At 59.4% G+C, this 12,869-nt stretch carries 14 protein-coding genes and 1 tRNA gene; 6 read left to right on the top strand and 9 right to left on the bottom strand.

Translation table 11 applies throughout. The annotated features are described in order from the left end of the window. Positions 1 to 26: 26 nt before the first annotated feature. Positions 27 to 102, bottom strand: a tRNA-Ala gene (locus tag IEV53_RS12700). A 133-nt stretch (positions 103 to 235) separates the two neighbouring features. Here IEV53_RS12700 and IEV53_RS12695 point away from each other — a divergent pair. Then, positions 236 to 544: a YggT family protein gene (locus IEV53_RS12695; RefSeq protein WP_229719876.1), complete on the top strand. Its 309-nt coding sequence runs from the start codon at positions 236 to 238 to the stop codon at positions 542 to 544. A gap of 337 nt (positions 545 to 881) precedes the next feature. Here the strand turns inward: IEV53_RS12695 and IEV53_RS12690 are convergent, their stop codons facing one another. From IEV53_RS12690 to IEV53_RS12680, 3 genes are all read right to left on the bottom strand, one after another. Next, entirely contained in the window at positions 882 to 1,658 is a 777-nt protein-coding gene (locus IEV53_RS12690; protein ID WP_188427197.1) for an IclR family transcriptional regulator, read from the bottom strand. 193 nt (positions 1,659 to 1,851) lie between these two features. Continuing rightward, positions 1,852 to 2,643, bottom strand: a complete 792-nt coding sequence (locus IEV53_RS12685; protein WP_188427196.1) for a glutaminyl-peptide cyclotransferase — start codon at positions 2,641 to 2,643, stop codon at positions 1,852 to 1,854. A 130-nt stretch (positions 2,644 to 2,773) separates the two neighbouring features. Continuing rightward, the gene (locus IEV53_RS12680) at positions 2,774 to 3,460 is read right to left on the bottom strand and encodes a TetR/AcrR family transcriptional regulator (RefSeq protein ID WP_188427195.1); all 687 of its coding nucleotides are present in this window, start codon (positions 3,458 to 3,460) and stop codon (positions 2,774 to 2,776) included. A gap of 254 nt (positions 3,461 to 3,714) precedes the next feature. Here IEV53_RS12680 and fbaA point away from each other — a divergent pair, with 254 nt between their 5' ends. The 4 genes from fbaA to speE all read left to right on the top strand — a co-directional run bounded on the left by fbaA (position 3,715) and on the right by speE (position 6,712). Continuing rightward, on the top strand, positions 3,715 to 4,824 hold the full coding sequence (gene fbaA, locus IEV53_RS12675; RefSeq protein ID WP_188427194.1) for a class II fructose-bisphosphate aldolase: 1,110 nt from the start codon (positions 3,715 to 3,717) through the stop codon (positions 4,822 to 4,824). Positions 4,825 to 4,829: 5 nt separating this feature from the next. Beyond that, positions 4,830 to 5,138 (top strand): hypothetical protein, encoded by a 309-nt coding sequence (locus tag IEV53_RS12670; protein WP_188427193.1) that lies wholly within the window; start codon positions 4,830 to 4,832, stop codon positions 5,136 to 5,138. A 144-nt stretch (positions 5,139 to 5,282) separates the two neighbouring features. Next, the gene (gene speD, locus IEV53_RS12665) at positions 5,283 to 5,759 is read left to right on the top strand and encodes an adenosylmethionine decarboxylase (protein ID WP_025841063.1); all 477 of its coding nucleotides are present in this window, start codon (positions 5,283 to 5,285) and stop codon (positions 5,757 to 5,759) included. Between the two features lie 80 nt (positions 5,760 to 5,839). Next, positions 5,840 to 6,712, top strand: a complete 873-nt coding sequence (gene speE, locus IEV53_RS12660; RefSeq protein ID WP_188427192.1) for a polyamine aminopropyltransferase — start codon at positions 5,840 to 5,842, stop codon at positions 6,710 to 6,712. 244 nt (positions 6,713 to 6,956) lie between these two features. On the opposite strand, the gene IEV53_RS12655 is transcribed toward speE, so the two are convergent. From IEV53_RS12655 to IEV53_RS12645, 3 genes are read right to left on the bottom strand one after another with little or no spacing between them, the layout of a single operon-like run. Continuing rightward, positions 6,957 to 7,259, bottom strand: a complete 303-nt coding sequence (locus tag IEV53_RS12655; protein ID WP_188427191.1) for a hypothetical protein — start codon at positions 7,257 to 7,259, stop codon at positions 6,957 to 6,959. A gap of 2 nt (positions 7,260 to 7,261) precedes the next feature. Next, positions 7,262 to 8,212, bottom strand: a complete 951-nt coding sequence (locus IEV53_RS12650) for an SDR family oxidoreductase (RefSeq protein WP_188427190.1) — start codon at positions 8,210 to 8,212, stop codon at positions 7,262 to 7,264. Then, a complete protein-coding gene (locus tag IEV53_RS12645) occupies positions 8,209 to 8,793 on the bottom strand; it encodes a DedA family protein (protein ID WP_188427189.1) in 585 nt (194 codons plus the stop codon). Before IEV53_RS12645 ends, IEV53_RS12650 begins: the two co-directional genes overlap by 4 nt. A gap of 169 nt (positions 8,794 to 8,962) precedes the next feature. Between IEV53_RS12645 and IEV53_RS12640 the strand changes: the two genes are divergently transcribed. Then, complete coding sequence (locus IEV53_RS12640; protein ID WP_188427188.1) at positions 8,963 to 10,852, top strand: alpha/beta hydrolase family protein; 1,890 nt, start codon at positions 8,963 to 8,965, stop codon at positions 10,850 to 10,852. Positions 10,853 to 10,897: 45 nt separating this feature from the next. Here IEV53_RS12640 and IEV53_RS12635 read toward each other — a convergent pair whose 3' ends face one another. Together IEV53_RS12635 and IEV53_RS12630 are read right to left on the bottom strand one after the other, a co-directional pair. After that, on the bottom strand, positions 10,898 to 11,809 hold the full coding sequence (locus IEV53_RS12635) for a S1/P1 nuclease (RefSeq protein ID WP_188427187.1): 912 nt from the start codon (positions 11,807 to 11,809) through the stop codon (positions 10,898 to 10,900). A 102-nt stretch (positions 11,810 to 11,911) separates the two neighbouring features. After that, a complete protein-coding gene (locus tag IEV53_RS12630; protein ID WP_188427186.1) occupies positions 11,912 to 12,784 on the bottom strand; it encodes an aldose 1-epimerase family protein in 873 nt (290 codons plus the stop codon). Between the last annotated feature and the right edge of the window lie 85 nt (positions 12,785 to 12,869).

The following is a 12,869-nucleotide window of genomic DNA, read 5'->3' as shown; positions in this document are numbered from 1 at the left end:
TGGCGGGGGATCTGGAAAGGATTCCATGGTGGAGCTGAGGGGAATCGAACCCCTGACCTCCTCATTGCGAACGAGGCGCTCTCCCATCTGAGCTACAGCCCCACGGAACGCGACGGAGGCTACACGGATTCATGTCAAAGTCAAGATTGACGGCCTGTAATGCCTGGGCTCGGTTGTGCGAGGCCTGTGTCAGGCGTTAGAAGAAATGCCTTGCCTTCCTGCAGAGAGACCAGACGTGCTGATCCTTACCCTCTACAAAATCATCATGATGCTGATCCAGGTCTTCACCTGGGCACTGGTCCTTTATTGCGTCATGAGCATGCTGCTGGGTTTCAGAATTCTCGATCCCAGCAACCGCTTCGTTTACAATGTCGCCGTCTTTCTCGGACGGATCGTCGAGCCCGTTCTCAACCCGGTACGGTCGATCCTGCCTCAGTTCGGTATGCTCGATCTCAGCCCGCTGGCGGTGCTGCTGGCGCTGCAATATCTGGTTGTCCCGGCGTTGCGCCAGCTCGTCATGCTGTCCCTGCAATCCCATTACTGAAACAGCGCCAACCAACGCCTCCCGGTGAAAGGGCGTTGAAACAGCCTTAACAGGGTTACAAGACGCCCCAGAATACCCTGAAAGCGCCCGCGCTGCAGAGAATGTTCATTCGCGGGCCAGCTTCTCTGCCAGAAGAACGAGGCGCGCTAAAGAGCTCTGGCCCGATCAGCTCTGCAAAACCGGCCGGGCACATCCTGCGGCGTATCCGGACACCCGCAGCGTCCAGACATGAGACGCGCCATTGCTCGGTACCTGCCTGCCATCAGTATAACGACGCCCTGCGGGGCCCACGCAATCAGGTCGCAGATGCCCTGAAAACCCGTTCCCGGCGGCCCCCCTAGTCGGCGACATCGCTCAGCTCGTGCCAGCCCAGCTTTGCCGAAAGCTGCGAAGCGGTCTGACGTATCTGGGGCGCCAGGGCCTTCATGCGCATGAGCGGCATCTCGCCGGCACGTTCCGTCACGCTGATCGAGGCGACAATCGCTCCGGTCGCATCGCGCACGGGCGCGGCAACACAGTGAACGCCGATCTCGTCATCTTCCAGATCGAACACGCAGTCAGAGGCGCGGTAGAAGCGCATGCGGTTGATCCAGCTTGGCAGACCGGCAGGCATGTGGCGATAGCTCGCCCGGTAGAACCGCGCCCAGTCGCTTTCGCTCTCATCGAGAATCAGGGCGCGCCCCGTGCCCGTGCGGGCAAGCGGAACATGCTGGCCCGTGCGCGTGCGCAAGGCGAGCGGGTGACGACCCTCAAGACGCATGAGATAGATGACATGGCTGTCAGAGCGCACGCCGAGATGGACCATCTTGCCGGTGGTTTCGTTGAGATTCTGCAGCAGGGGGGCGGCAAGACCAAGAAGCGGCGAGGCCGTCTGGGCCTGCGCTGTCAGTGTGGTCAGCTTCTCTCCCAATCCGTAACGGCCGGTCGATTTCAGGCGCAGCCAGCCCTGCTGCAACAGCGCCGCAGTAAGGCGTTGCGTTGTACTGCGCGTACACCCGATTTCGAGCGCCAATTCGGAAAGTGTGTCGACCCCGGCCTTGACGGCCAGGATGATTGAAAGACCACGACCAAGGGTTTGCGTACCCTGGGGCCAATCTTGATCCGAATATGCCACGTGCCGCTCCATCCCATCATGAACGGTGCCTTGTTCATTTCAAGGACTTATCGTTCAATTCAAAGGTTCAAATTGCTCCACAAGGGGGGCGAGAGCATCTCATAGCGTTATTCGTGGCCCGATAAACCATTATCTGCGTTTTCTGGTCACATCTATGTAATCAAGACCGAAGAAGTGCCTATTACAAAGAAAATCAGTGCTTACGGTCAGGAAATTTTATCTGGTATAATCTTGGCCAATATTTTCCAGTAACGAATACCCTGTCATTTTTTTGATCAAAAGCGATCCCGTTGGCGACAGCATCGGGATCGAAAGAGTTAATGTTTTCTTGCAGCGCAGTGAGATCGAGCCAGGATTTCACTTCACCCGTTACGGGATCGATTCTAGCTATTTCCGGCGTCATCCATATATTCGCCCAGATTTCACCGTGGATATATTCGAGTTCATTCAGTCTTCTTACTGGTACACCGCCCGCTGTTACACAAAGCTTTGCCAGGACATGAAGTGTCACAGGGTCAAGGCGCCTCAGGCAGGGCGTTCCATCGGACATGATGAGCGTGCGGTCGTCATGAGTCAGGCCCCAGCCTTCACCGAGATAGGAAAAACCCCCGATTCTCGCCAAACCTGGGTAGCTCCAGATAAAGCCCTTTCCGCTGCGCCAGGTCAGGCTGATCAGCCGGTCACGCCACGTGACGATACCTTCACCAAAATAGCCGTCAGGCAGAACACTCTCTGCCAGAACCTTGCCCGTATCGAGCGCCACCTTTCGTATGACGGAATGCCCGACCCGCCCGGTACTCTCGAACAGGGAGCCATCCTGAAAAAAGAGACCTTCGGTGAATGAGGTCGGGTCATGCGGCAGAACGGCCACCACTTCGGCCTGCTCTACAGGCACCACAGCGCCTGCCATGGCATCATTTCGGGTCGAGGCGATCAAACCCAGACAGGCGGCAAGTCCAAATAGCCGGAAACGGAACCAATTCATCGGGCGACACTTTACGACGGGACGTTATGACGCCCGCTATAGACACTGCCACGCCGTTTTTAAAATCACATCCCGCGCCAGAACCAGAACGGCGACCCGTTTAACGCCATAGCCGCCACGAAACCGGGATCTACGCCTGCCGTGCCGCACCCTGCTCGGCTTCGGTTCCATAAATAGCGACGAACGCCTTGCCGATACGTCCGGCAACGAACCGGATCTGTTCTTCACTGCTATCGATAGGCAGTTCAAAACGCTTGCGCTGCACGAGCCGGGTCTGACAAAGCGCCATGAACTGCTCGGCAGCAAAAACCGGATCATCGGTCCGGATCGCCCCGCGTTCGATCCAGAACTCGATCCACTGGGTCATCGTGCTCAGAGTCCTGCCAAAACCGTAACGCCAGAACGTATCGGCAAGATCAGGAAAATGCGGCGCTTCGGACACGATAATGCGATACAGACGCAGCGGGCCGGGCTGAAGCAAGATGCTGATGAAGCGCTCGGCAAGCTGTGCAAACGCCTCGGCACAGGTGATGGCGGTGAGATGGCTCTGGCAGATGGCGGGCGCGAGCTTGCTTCGGCTCAGATCCTCGATGACAGCGCCAAAAAGAGCCGCCTTGTTTTCGAAGTGATTATAAAGCGTGCCCTTCGACACCTTGGCGCGACAGGCAATCTGGGACATCGAGGCCCCTTCATAGCCGGATTCGAGAAAGATTGCCTCGGCGCCATCCAGAATCTGGCGGCGCTTCGCATTGCACGAGACGCTCTCTTCCTGACGCTCTTCCGTCGTCGGCAAGGAGATCTCTTCTTTCTTGTTCAAACGGCCCACCTGTTCTCTGCGTTAATCCTGCCCCGATCCGGCGGGTCGGACATGTGTCGCATCATTCCCGTGGAGAGAGGCGACAAACTGACCGAACGGGTCGATCAGCGCAAGGGTAAACTATCAAACCCGCGTAAATCCTGTGGTTCTGCAACGAGAATGACTTCAATGTGTCCATGAAAGGTCTAGGCACGGCTTTGTCAGATAGCGATAAAATAGCCGTGACGACCCGTTATCAGAGACATGAGATCATTATGACCCCTACAAGCCCGAATGCGTCGCGCCCCAGCCGAGCCCTGCCCCCGGGAGTTGTCACAGGTGATGACTATCTCGCCCTGATCGACGCCTGCAAGGAGGGCGGTTATGCCCTGCCGGCCATCAATGTTGTCGGCACCGACAGCGTCAATGCGGTTCTCGAAGCCGCAGCCCGCAACAACTCGGATGTCATCATTCAATGCTCCAACGGCGGCGCCCGCTTCTATGCGGGTGAAGGACTGGCTGACCAGCACAAGGCACGCGTGCTGGGTGCTGCAGCCATGGCACGCCACGTGCATCTTCTCGCCAAGGAATATGGCATCTGCGTCATTCTTCACACCGATCACGCCGATCGCAAACTCATCCCCTGGGTGGAAGGGCTGCTCGATCTGAGCGAGGCAGAGGTCGCCGCTGGCCGGCCGCCGCTCTTTTCGTCGCATATGCTCGACCTCTCGGCTGAACCGCTGGAAGACAATCTGTCTGAATGCGCGCGCCTGCTGCCCCGCATGGCCAAGCTCGGGATCAGCCTCGAGATCGAACTCGGTGTCACCGGCGGCGAGGAAGACGGCGTTGGTCATGATCTCGAAGATCATGAAGACAACGCCCATCTCTACACCCAGCCCGAAGACGTTCTGGTTGCCTGGAACCGCCTCTCACCGCTCGGTCACGTCACGGTTGCTGCGTCATTCGGCAATGTGCACGGCGTATACAAGCCCGGCAATGTGCAGCTTCGTCCCGAGATCCTGCTTCACTCGCAGGAGCATGTCGCCGAGAAGACCGGCCTCGGCCCCAAGCCGCTGGCTCTCGTCTTTCATGGCGGTTCGGGTTCGGAGAAGGACAAGATCACCGCTGCCGTCTCCTATGGTGTCTTCAAGATGAATATCGACACCGATGTTCAGTTCGCCTTCGCCAATGGCATCGGGAAATATGTGCTCGACCACCCAAAGGCGTTCCTGCATCAGATCGACCCCGAGACCGACGCGCCATACAAGAAGTTCTACGATCCGCGCAAATGGCTGCGCGTCGGCGAAAAGAGCATCGTCGATCGTCTGGAAGAAGCCTTTGCCGATCTGGGCTCCAAGGACAGATCGATCGCCACGAAGGGCTGACGGAGGTGAGCTGCGAGATCGTCCGAAGCTACGCTGTCGTACCGAGTCAGATCGAGACGTTCGAATCGACCTATGGGCCTGAAGGCCCATGGGCTCGGCTATTTCGCAACGAGCCCTCTTTCAGAGGGACCAAACTCATCGCAGACGTGATGCAGACCGGGCGCTACATCGCGATCGACGAATGGGCGTCCTATCAGGATTATCTTGAGTTCAAGACCGACCACCCCGAAGCCTTTGCCGCCCTTGACGAGGCTTGTGCCCCCCTGATCGTCAGCGTCGAGTTTTTCGGCGCCTTCCGTATCGTGCGCGGATGATGGGTCAGATCTGACTGTTTGATGAAAATACGATGACCGGGTGCAAAAACTTCTTGCATCCGGGGGGTATGACCTTTAATTGCGCGGCCTTGGCCCAAGGGGGCATGTTGCCCAACAGGCTGTCTGCTGGTTTAGAGGTACGTGATGAACGCACTTGCTCAACTGGGGATGGTATCGGGACTCCCGAGAGATAACCAGACTGTCGCATCGAACACATCTCATGAAGAGGTGTGCAAGGATTACTTTATTGAGCGTGATGGTGAACGCTTCGCCGGTCATCATTTGCTGATTGATTTCTGGGACGCCAAGAATCTGGACGACCCTGCGTCAATCGACGCAACGCTTTGCGAAGCCGCGGTTACCGCAGGGGCAACAATCCTGCACAGCCACTTCCATCACTTCACGCCGAATGGTGGCGTGTCGGGCGTGATCGTTCTGGCTGAAAGCCACATCTCGATCCACACCTGGCCCGAGCGCAATTTCGCCGCTGTTGACGTGTTCATGTGCGGTGCCTGCGACCCGAATCTCACGATTCCGGTCATGCAGCGCCTGTTCCAGGCCGGTCGCGTCGTCGCTGACGAGGTGCGCCGCGGTCGCGAGAAGATCGACAACGTAGCCTGACCGATGTCAGGATCTGCGTGAAATGCAGATAAGGCCGGGCGAGCAGCCCGGCCTTTTTTTCATGAGGGAAAGGCAGCGCAATGTCTGAATCTTGGATCAACGAAACCCTGTACCCCGACTGGGGCCAGCGCTTTCGCGTCACGCGTGAACTTGCACGCGTCAAGAGCGACTTTCAGGACATCGTGGTGTTCGAAAGCGATTTCCACGGCCGCGTTCTCGTGCTCGATGGTGTCATCCAGATCACCGAGCGTGACGAATTCGTCTATCAGGAAATGCTGACGCATGTACCCCTGCTGACGCATCCCGATGCCAAGCGCGTGCTGATCATCGGTGCCGGTGACGGCGGCGTTCTGCGTCGCGTGCTGCAGCACAAGACCGTCGAAAAGGCCGTCATGGTCGAGATCGACGGCGCCGTGATCGAGCTTTCGAAGCAGCACCTGCCCAACATCGCCGGCGATGCCTGGAACGACCCGCGCGCCGATGTCATCGTCGGTGACGGCATCGATTATGTCGCCAAGGCCGAAGACGGTTCGTTCGATGTCATCATCGTCGACTCCACCGATCCGATCGGCGTGGGCGAAGTGCTCTTTACCGACGCTTTCTACAAGGATTGCGCCCGTATCCTTTCGGCACAGGGTCTCATCGTCAATCAGTGCGGCGTGCCCTTCATGCAGGCAGACGAACTGCGTGAGACCAGTGCCCGTCGCGCCAGTTTCTTCCCACATGTCTCGGCTTACGTTGCCGCTGTACCGACCTATGTCGGTGGCTTCATGACGCTGGGCGTTGCTGCCAAGGGTGTAAACCCCACCAAGCAGAGCGTGGAAGATGTCCGCGCGCGCGCCGAAGCTGCAGGCATTCTCGGCACGACACGCTACTGGACGCCGGAAATCCATGTTGGCGCGTTCAACCTGCCGCCTTACATCGCTGAAAACCTGCCCAAGCAGGAAGGCTGAAACGCTTCTCCGGGGCTCTGCCCCGGACCCGCGAAGGGGCCTCCCTTCAATCCCCGCTTGAGTCAAATCAGGTTTCCAAAGGACGACCGTCCTTTGGCGGGGGACGGGGCAGCGCCCCGTGCAGGACCGCACTCAGGGCTCCGCCCTGAACCCGCAAAGGGGCGCACCCCTTTGATCCCCGCTTTTTGATCAATCAGTTTTCAGAAACTGGCCTCTAACGGAGGCGGGGCAGCCTGCAGGCCGCTTAATACCCGGAGCCGCTCAGCAGGCGGATCACGATGGTCTGCCACTCATCCATAACCGGGCCGTGACCCATGGCGTGACCTGCGCGGCGATACCAGTAGCGCGCGTTGTCGACGTCGTCTTCCACACGGTGCAGCCAGGCATGAACCCAGTTGCATTCAGGGTCCTGCTCGTTCGCCTGCACGATTTCATGGGCGGCGGGCCAGTCAGAGCGGCCTCCCCACCACAGGGCGAGCAAAGCGGGAGAGAGGCCCTGGGGCGGAATACCGTCTTCGAGGCTTTCCTTGAAAACGGATAGGGTCATGCTCATCGAACTCTCTCCCACTCAAACCGTACACCGGTCATGTTTTCAGAAGCCTGCCAGAGCTTTTCAGCAAGGGAAAGCCCCATGGCGGAGGGGGGAAGCATGGCAGGACCGGGCGGTCCACGTCTCTCTCCGGCCCCTTGTGGACCGTAATAACCGCCATTCCGTGCGGCTGTAGAGAGCGCAGCATAGACAAACGGTGCAGCACCTGCTGTCACATCCTGCCCCATCAGGCGGAACAACACATTCCCGAGACGATCCTGGATCATGGCAAGGGCACGGCTCGCAGGCGACCGGGAGATATCCAGAGCCGCACTATTGGTGATGATGGAACTGGTCGACCAGCCGGGATGCGCGGCACGCACATGGAGAGGGGCACCTGCCGCTCTGGCTCGGCGGTCGAGTTCCAGACTGAACAGGAGATTGGCGAGCTTGCTCTGACGGTAGCGGGCAAAACGCCGGTAGCTTTCGGTAGCGTTCAGATCATCGAGCGGTATCTCGCCTTTCCAGGCGGCGAGAGAGGCAACCGTAACGATACGCGCCTCACCGGCAATCAGCGATGGCAGAAGCCGGCCGGTCAGGGCGAAATGCCCCAGATGATTTGTCCCGAATTGCAGTTCGAACCCGTCCTGGGTGCTGCGACGCTGCGGCGGCGCCATGACGCCGGCATTATTGACCAGAACATGCACGGGCTGGCCATTCATGCGCTCGGCAAAGCGCGCGATGGAGGCGAGGGACGCCAGATCGAGCCCCTCGAAACGCAGTTTCGCACCGGGTACGGTCCTTGCGATCGTGGCAAGGGCCTCGCGCCCCTTTTCGGCGTTGCGACCGGTCACGATCACTTCCGCCCCGTTGCGCGCCAGACCGATAGAAGTAGCAAGACCCAGACCACCAGTTGCGCCGGTGACGATGGCCGTTTGCCCCTGGCTGGATGGATAGACTGTCTCGCTCATGTCGCATCCTTTTCAGCCGGAGCCTCGGCCTTGGCCTCTTTCAGAGCCTCATCCGTCAGCCGCTTTTCATTTTTCTTGAGGAAATAGAGGCTGACCCCAAGGAACAGCACGACCAGAGACCCGATACCGATGGCAAGGGGGCCGGAAAGGCTGAAGATTTCCTTGCCAAGAAAATAGGTCGCTACCGCATAGCCACCCGCCCAGACTACGCCACCGAGCGCATTATGCCAGAGGAAGGATTTCCAGGGCATGTGATTTGCCCCGGCCAGCAAGGCCACGAAGACGCGCAGAATGGCGACGAAACGACCGACGAAAACGACCGTCCCGCCATGACGCTTGAACAGATACCGCCCCAGAAGCAGGCGCTCATGGGTCAGCCCAACCTTGCCGCCATGTTTCTGAAGCAGCTTGAAACCGACGGAACGCCCGATCAGATAGCCGAAATTATCGCCCATGATAGCGCCGGTCACAGCCGCGACAACCACCCAGCGTATCTCGAGATGATGGGTCGTGGCCGCATAGAGCGCTGCCCCGATGATCAGGCTTTCGGCGGGCAGGGGCAGACCCATGCTTTCCAGCATGACAACCACGCCAACAATGCCGTAGCCGTACTCCTTCAGCAGATGTTCCAGAAAATGCAGCAGGGCTCTTATCCTTGGTGGGCTTGGCGATAAAGAGTCCGACTTGATGCCTGAAAGCCGCTCCCAGGAAAACTCGTCAGATGGTTTCTGTCGGATTATCTTGAATCCTATGACGAATCCATCTCCGATCCCTTCCGGTTCCTGGCCCTCATGGGTCTCACCAGACCTTGTGGCGGGCCGCAGCGTCTCCCTTGCCGAGCTTCAGGCCGCCGGAGACAGGCTGTACTGGCTCGAAGGGCGACCGCAGGAAGGGGGGCGCATGGCCCTTGTCAGCGTTGAACGCAACGGAACGCCTCAGGATTTATTACCACCAACCCATGATGTGGGTTCACGCGTGCATGAATATGGCGGAGGGGCCTATTGTGTGTCGCCAACGCAGCGCGTGGTATTCAGCGATCGCAAGACCGGCGCGGTCTGGCTCAGGGAAACCGACGGTACCCTGGTCAGCCTCGCTGCCAGCACAGGCTGCACCTATGCCGAGTTTGCCTTTGACGCAGCAGAACGCGGCGTGTTCTGCGTGCGTGAAGATTCTCGCGAGCCGGGCGATGCAAAGGCTGCCGTTGTCTGGCTGGACCGTCAGACCGAGAAAGTCCTGATCGAAGGCGATGATTTCTATGCGGCCCCTCGCCCCGCACCAGACGATGCCCATCTGGCCTGGATCTCCTGGTCTCACCCGGACATGCCCTGGGATGCTACGACACTCTCGATAGCACCGCTCAGCTGGCATGACGGCGTGCCGGATTCTGGCACTCATCGGGCTGTTTGCGGCGCAGCCATGCGATGCAGCGTGGTCGATCCTGTCTGGGAAAGCGCCCGCACGCTGCTCGCCAGCAGCGATGCAGACGGCTCCTGGCGACCCTGCCGGTTTTCCATCGACCCCCAACAGGCTCCGGAATGGCTACCCGACCCGAAGGGAGAAACCGGATTTCCTCATTGGGTGTTCGGTCAGCGCAGTCTGGTCCCTCTGGCCGATGGACGCCTCATGGCGCAGATCGTGACCGAGGGCGTCAGCCGAATCGGTATTCTGGAAAACGGCGTGTGGACTGACCAGCCTGAACGCAATGCTGCCCAGAGTCCCGTACCGTTCGATGGCACACTCGCCTGGATCGATACGCCGCCAGATGCTCCCCCGGCCATCGTCATTGGCCAAGATACCAACCGGATCAGACAGGCCTTCACCTTCCCCGATGGGATAGATGCAAGCGACTGCGCGGCGCCTGTCGCGCTTGCCTTCCCGTCAGCAGGAGGCCAGACCGCCCACGCGCTTTATTATGCACCAGCCAATCGTCACCACAGGCTTGCGACAAAGGAGCGTCCGCCACTCGTCGTGATGGCCCATGGCGGCCCGACGGCACGCGCCAACGCCGCTTTCTCTTTCAAGGTGCAATGGTGGACGAGCCGTGGCTTTGCCGTGCTGGACGTCAATTATCGAGGCTCGACCGGGTTCGGCCGCGCCTATCGCGAGGCGCTTGAAGGTCAATGGGGCATCGTCGATGTGCAGGATTGCATCGCTGCCGTGCGTCATGTCATCGCACAGGGTCTTGCCGACCCGGAGCGCTGCGTCATTCGGGGCAGCAGCGCGGGCGGTCTTACGGTGCTGACGGCGCTGGCGTCATCCGATGTCTTCGCCGCCGGGTGCTCGCTTTATGGCGTGGCCGATCTGCGCGCTTTGGCCGGGGATACGCACAAGTTCGAATCCCGCTATCTCGATCGGCTGATTGGTCCCTATCCCGAGCAGGAAGCGCTGTATCTGGCGCGTTCGCCCCTTACCCATGTCTCGGAAATCACGGCACCTGTTCTGTTCCTGCATGGCGATCTCGACAAGGTCGTCCCTCTGGCACAGGCGCAGGCCATGCATGACGGCCTGCTGGCACTGGGCAGGCACTCTGAACTGCATGTCTATGAAGGCGAGGGCCATGGCTTTCGTCAGGAACAGACCCTGAAGGACAGCTTTGCCAGAGAACTGACTTTCTATCAGCAGATCTTCGGCCAGCTCTGATCCGGCAAACGGGGCGTTGCCTGACAACGCCCCTAGCCCGATCCATCAGGGGGTCGGAAAGGCCGTGTTGATCAGGTCTGCCAGACGTACACCTGCCTGCTGCAGACGGGTTTCGATCACCGGAAAGGCGATGGCCGTATAGGCCTCGCCGAGGTCTTTCTTCCTGCCTGCGGGCAGGGCGCCATAAGCAACATCACGGGCCAGGGCATGGCTTTCATCGGTCCATTTCACAACCGAGTCATGCACCGTTCCCGCCGAGAAATCGCCGGTCCAGAACGCAGCCTGGCCCGGCGTGATCTGGGCGTTCAGACGATCGGCTTCTTCACGCGCCCTAGTGAAATCTATGGAATAATGCGGCCCCACCACGAGATGACGCTCGTGATCCATGATGCCTTCGTCCCAGAGTGAGTGCAGGTTTTCATGCCCGTCACGATCCTGGCCGAAATACGAGACCTTCACCATGTTGCCGCCCTTGTCGTGATCGCGCTCGGCGGCGTGAAGAGGCTGATGCAGATCGCCAGCGAGATGCACGATCCATTTCAGGGCGACCAGACGATCGGCCGGTGCCGCCTTGGGATCGGCCAGGATTTTTTCCATCTCGGGCAGTTTTTCGGTGACGCAGATATCGTTGCCGCAATCACGTGCCATGTCATAGGTCGCAAATTTCGCGTCGGTATCGACATAGTGCCAGGGCAGGGTCTGGGGCAGGCCGCCCTTCTCCTTGGGCACATGGCCGATCGTATCGGGCCATGAGGCCACCTGATCGAGTGTCTGGTGGTTTTCCAGGGCCAGAAGTCGCGTGACCTCGCTCGTCGCCTGAGGCGTCAGGCGGCTTTGCGCGATATCAGCGACAATGGCGTGGCCATAGGGCCCCCAGGCAAGGGCCTGCCCGGAAAAAGATGTGACAAGTGTGACCGTAAAAAGCGTCGAAACGGCACAGAGCGAGCGTCGGATCATGAAACCTCGGATCGGGATCAGGGGGCGAAGGGCCTGAACGTTCCACCACCCGACCGATCATGCAAGGGATGTTATGATGACACGCGCCGTCACTGCGTGCGGTCAGTCACCGAGACGCACCGACCAGCCCGCGCACCACTGTGCACCGGGTTGCAGATGCAGCAGACCTGGTTTCTGCTCGAAGGGCCCTTCGAAATCGACAGGGCTGGCATAGCCCTGCCAGGGCTCGATGCACAGAAAATCCGAGCCCGGCTTCATCCACAGGCCAAGCTGCTCGAAACCGTGCCAGGAAAAGACGAGCGCTTCGCCTTTATCTGCATGAAAACGCAGGCTGCGGCTGGCTGGATTCATGAAAATCAGCGCATCATTTTCAAACAGGCTGTCATCAAGCTGGATTCTTGTGCCACTGACCGGGCTTGGCCGCTCCCCTTCCGCGATAAGGCCTTCGGACAGAACGGCCAGCGATTCAGGCTCGGGCGCCTCGAAATCGATGACATAGTCTGTCTTTTGCGTATCGGGCTGGAAAGGCCAGACAAAAGCCGGATGCGCGCCAAGAGAGGCATGAAGCACGCTTAGACTGTCAGGATTTGCCAGATCGTAGCGCAGATGCAGCCCCTCATCATCGAGGCTGTAGCTGAGCGTCAGTCTGAATGCGAAGGGGAACAGGGCGCGGCTGGTTGGGTCGTCTTCGAGCACCAGAACGCAGCCGGTCGGCGTCCGCTCGACCCAGCGAAAGACACGATCGCGCGCAAAACCGTGCTGGGTGAGGGTATAATCCAGCCCGTCGATCAGGGCATGATTATCGAGCAGGCGACCCACGATCGGAAAGAGTACCGGCGAATGACGTGGCCAGGCACCACCACTCCAGATCAGTTCGCGCCCCGTTTCATCGCATAACGAGCACAACTCTGCCCCCAGGGCGGCGACCCGTGCCATGTATCGCCCATTGCTGAAACTATGGCTTTCAGACGTCATCAACGCGCTCCTTCGACCAGAATTTTTCTCTCTGCGGCCAGGTGGGCCACAGAGACGGCGTTCCCTCGACCTTCCCCAAAACGCC

The organism is Asaia siamensis (genome assembly GCF_014635085.1).
Lineage (GTDB): Bacteria > Pseudomonadota > Alphaproteobacteria > Acetobacterales > Acetobacteraceae > Asaia > Asaia siamensis.
This window is presented reverse-complemented; position numbering and strand designations above follow the sequence as displayed.

Excerpts from the sequence above, each read along its gene's own strand:
- IEV53_RS12645 (WP_188427189.1), bottom strand. The coding sequence starts at position 8,793 with ATGCTGGAAAGCATGGGTCTGCCCCTGCCCGCCGAAAGCCTGATCATC.
- fbaA (WP_188427194.1), top strand. The coding sequence starts at position 3,715 with ATGACCCCTACAAGCCCGAATGCGTCGCGCCCCAGCCGAGCCCTGCCC.
- IEV53_RS12635 (WP_188427187.1), bottom strand. The coding sequence starts at position 11,809 with ATGATCCGACGCTCGCTCTGTGCCGTTTCGACGCTTTTTACGGTCACA.
- IEV53_RS12655 (WP_188427191.1), bottom strand. The coding sequence starts at position 7,259 with ATGACCCTATCCGTTTTCAAGGAAAGCCTCGAAGACGGTATTCCGCCC.
- IEV53_RS12685 (WP_188427196.1), bottom strand. The coding sequence starts at position 2,643 with ATGAATTGGTTCCGTTTCCGGCTATTTGGACTTGCCGCCTGTCTGGGT.
- IEV53_RS12650 (WP_188427190.1), bottom strand. The coding sequence starts at position 8,212 with ATGAGCGAGACAGTCTATCCATCCAGCCAGGGGCAAACGGCCATCGTC.
- speE (WP_188427192.1), top strand. The coding sequence starts at position 5,840 with ATGTCTGAATCTTGGATCAACGAAACCCTGTACCCCGACTGGGGCCAG.
- IEV53_RS12630 (WP_188427186.1), bottom strand. The coding sequence starts at position 12,784 with ATGACGTCTGAAAGCCATAGTTTCAGCAATGGGCGATACATGGCACGG.
- IEV53_RS12640 (WP_188427188.1), top strand. The coding sequence starts at position 8,963 with ATGACGAATCCATCTCCGATCCCTTCCGGTTCCTGGCCCTCATGGGTC.
- speD (WP_025841063.1), top strand. The coding sequence starts at position 5,283 with ATGAACGCACTTGCTCAACTGGGGATGGTATCGGGACTCCCGAGAGAT.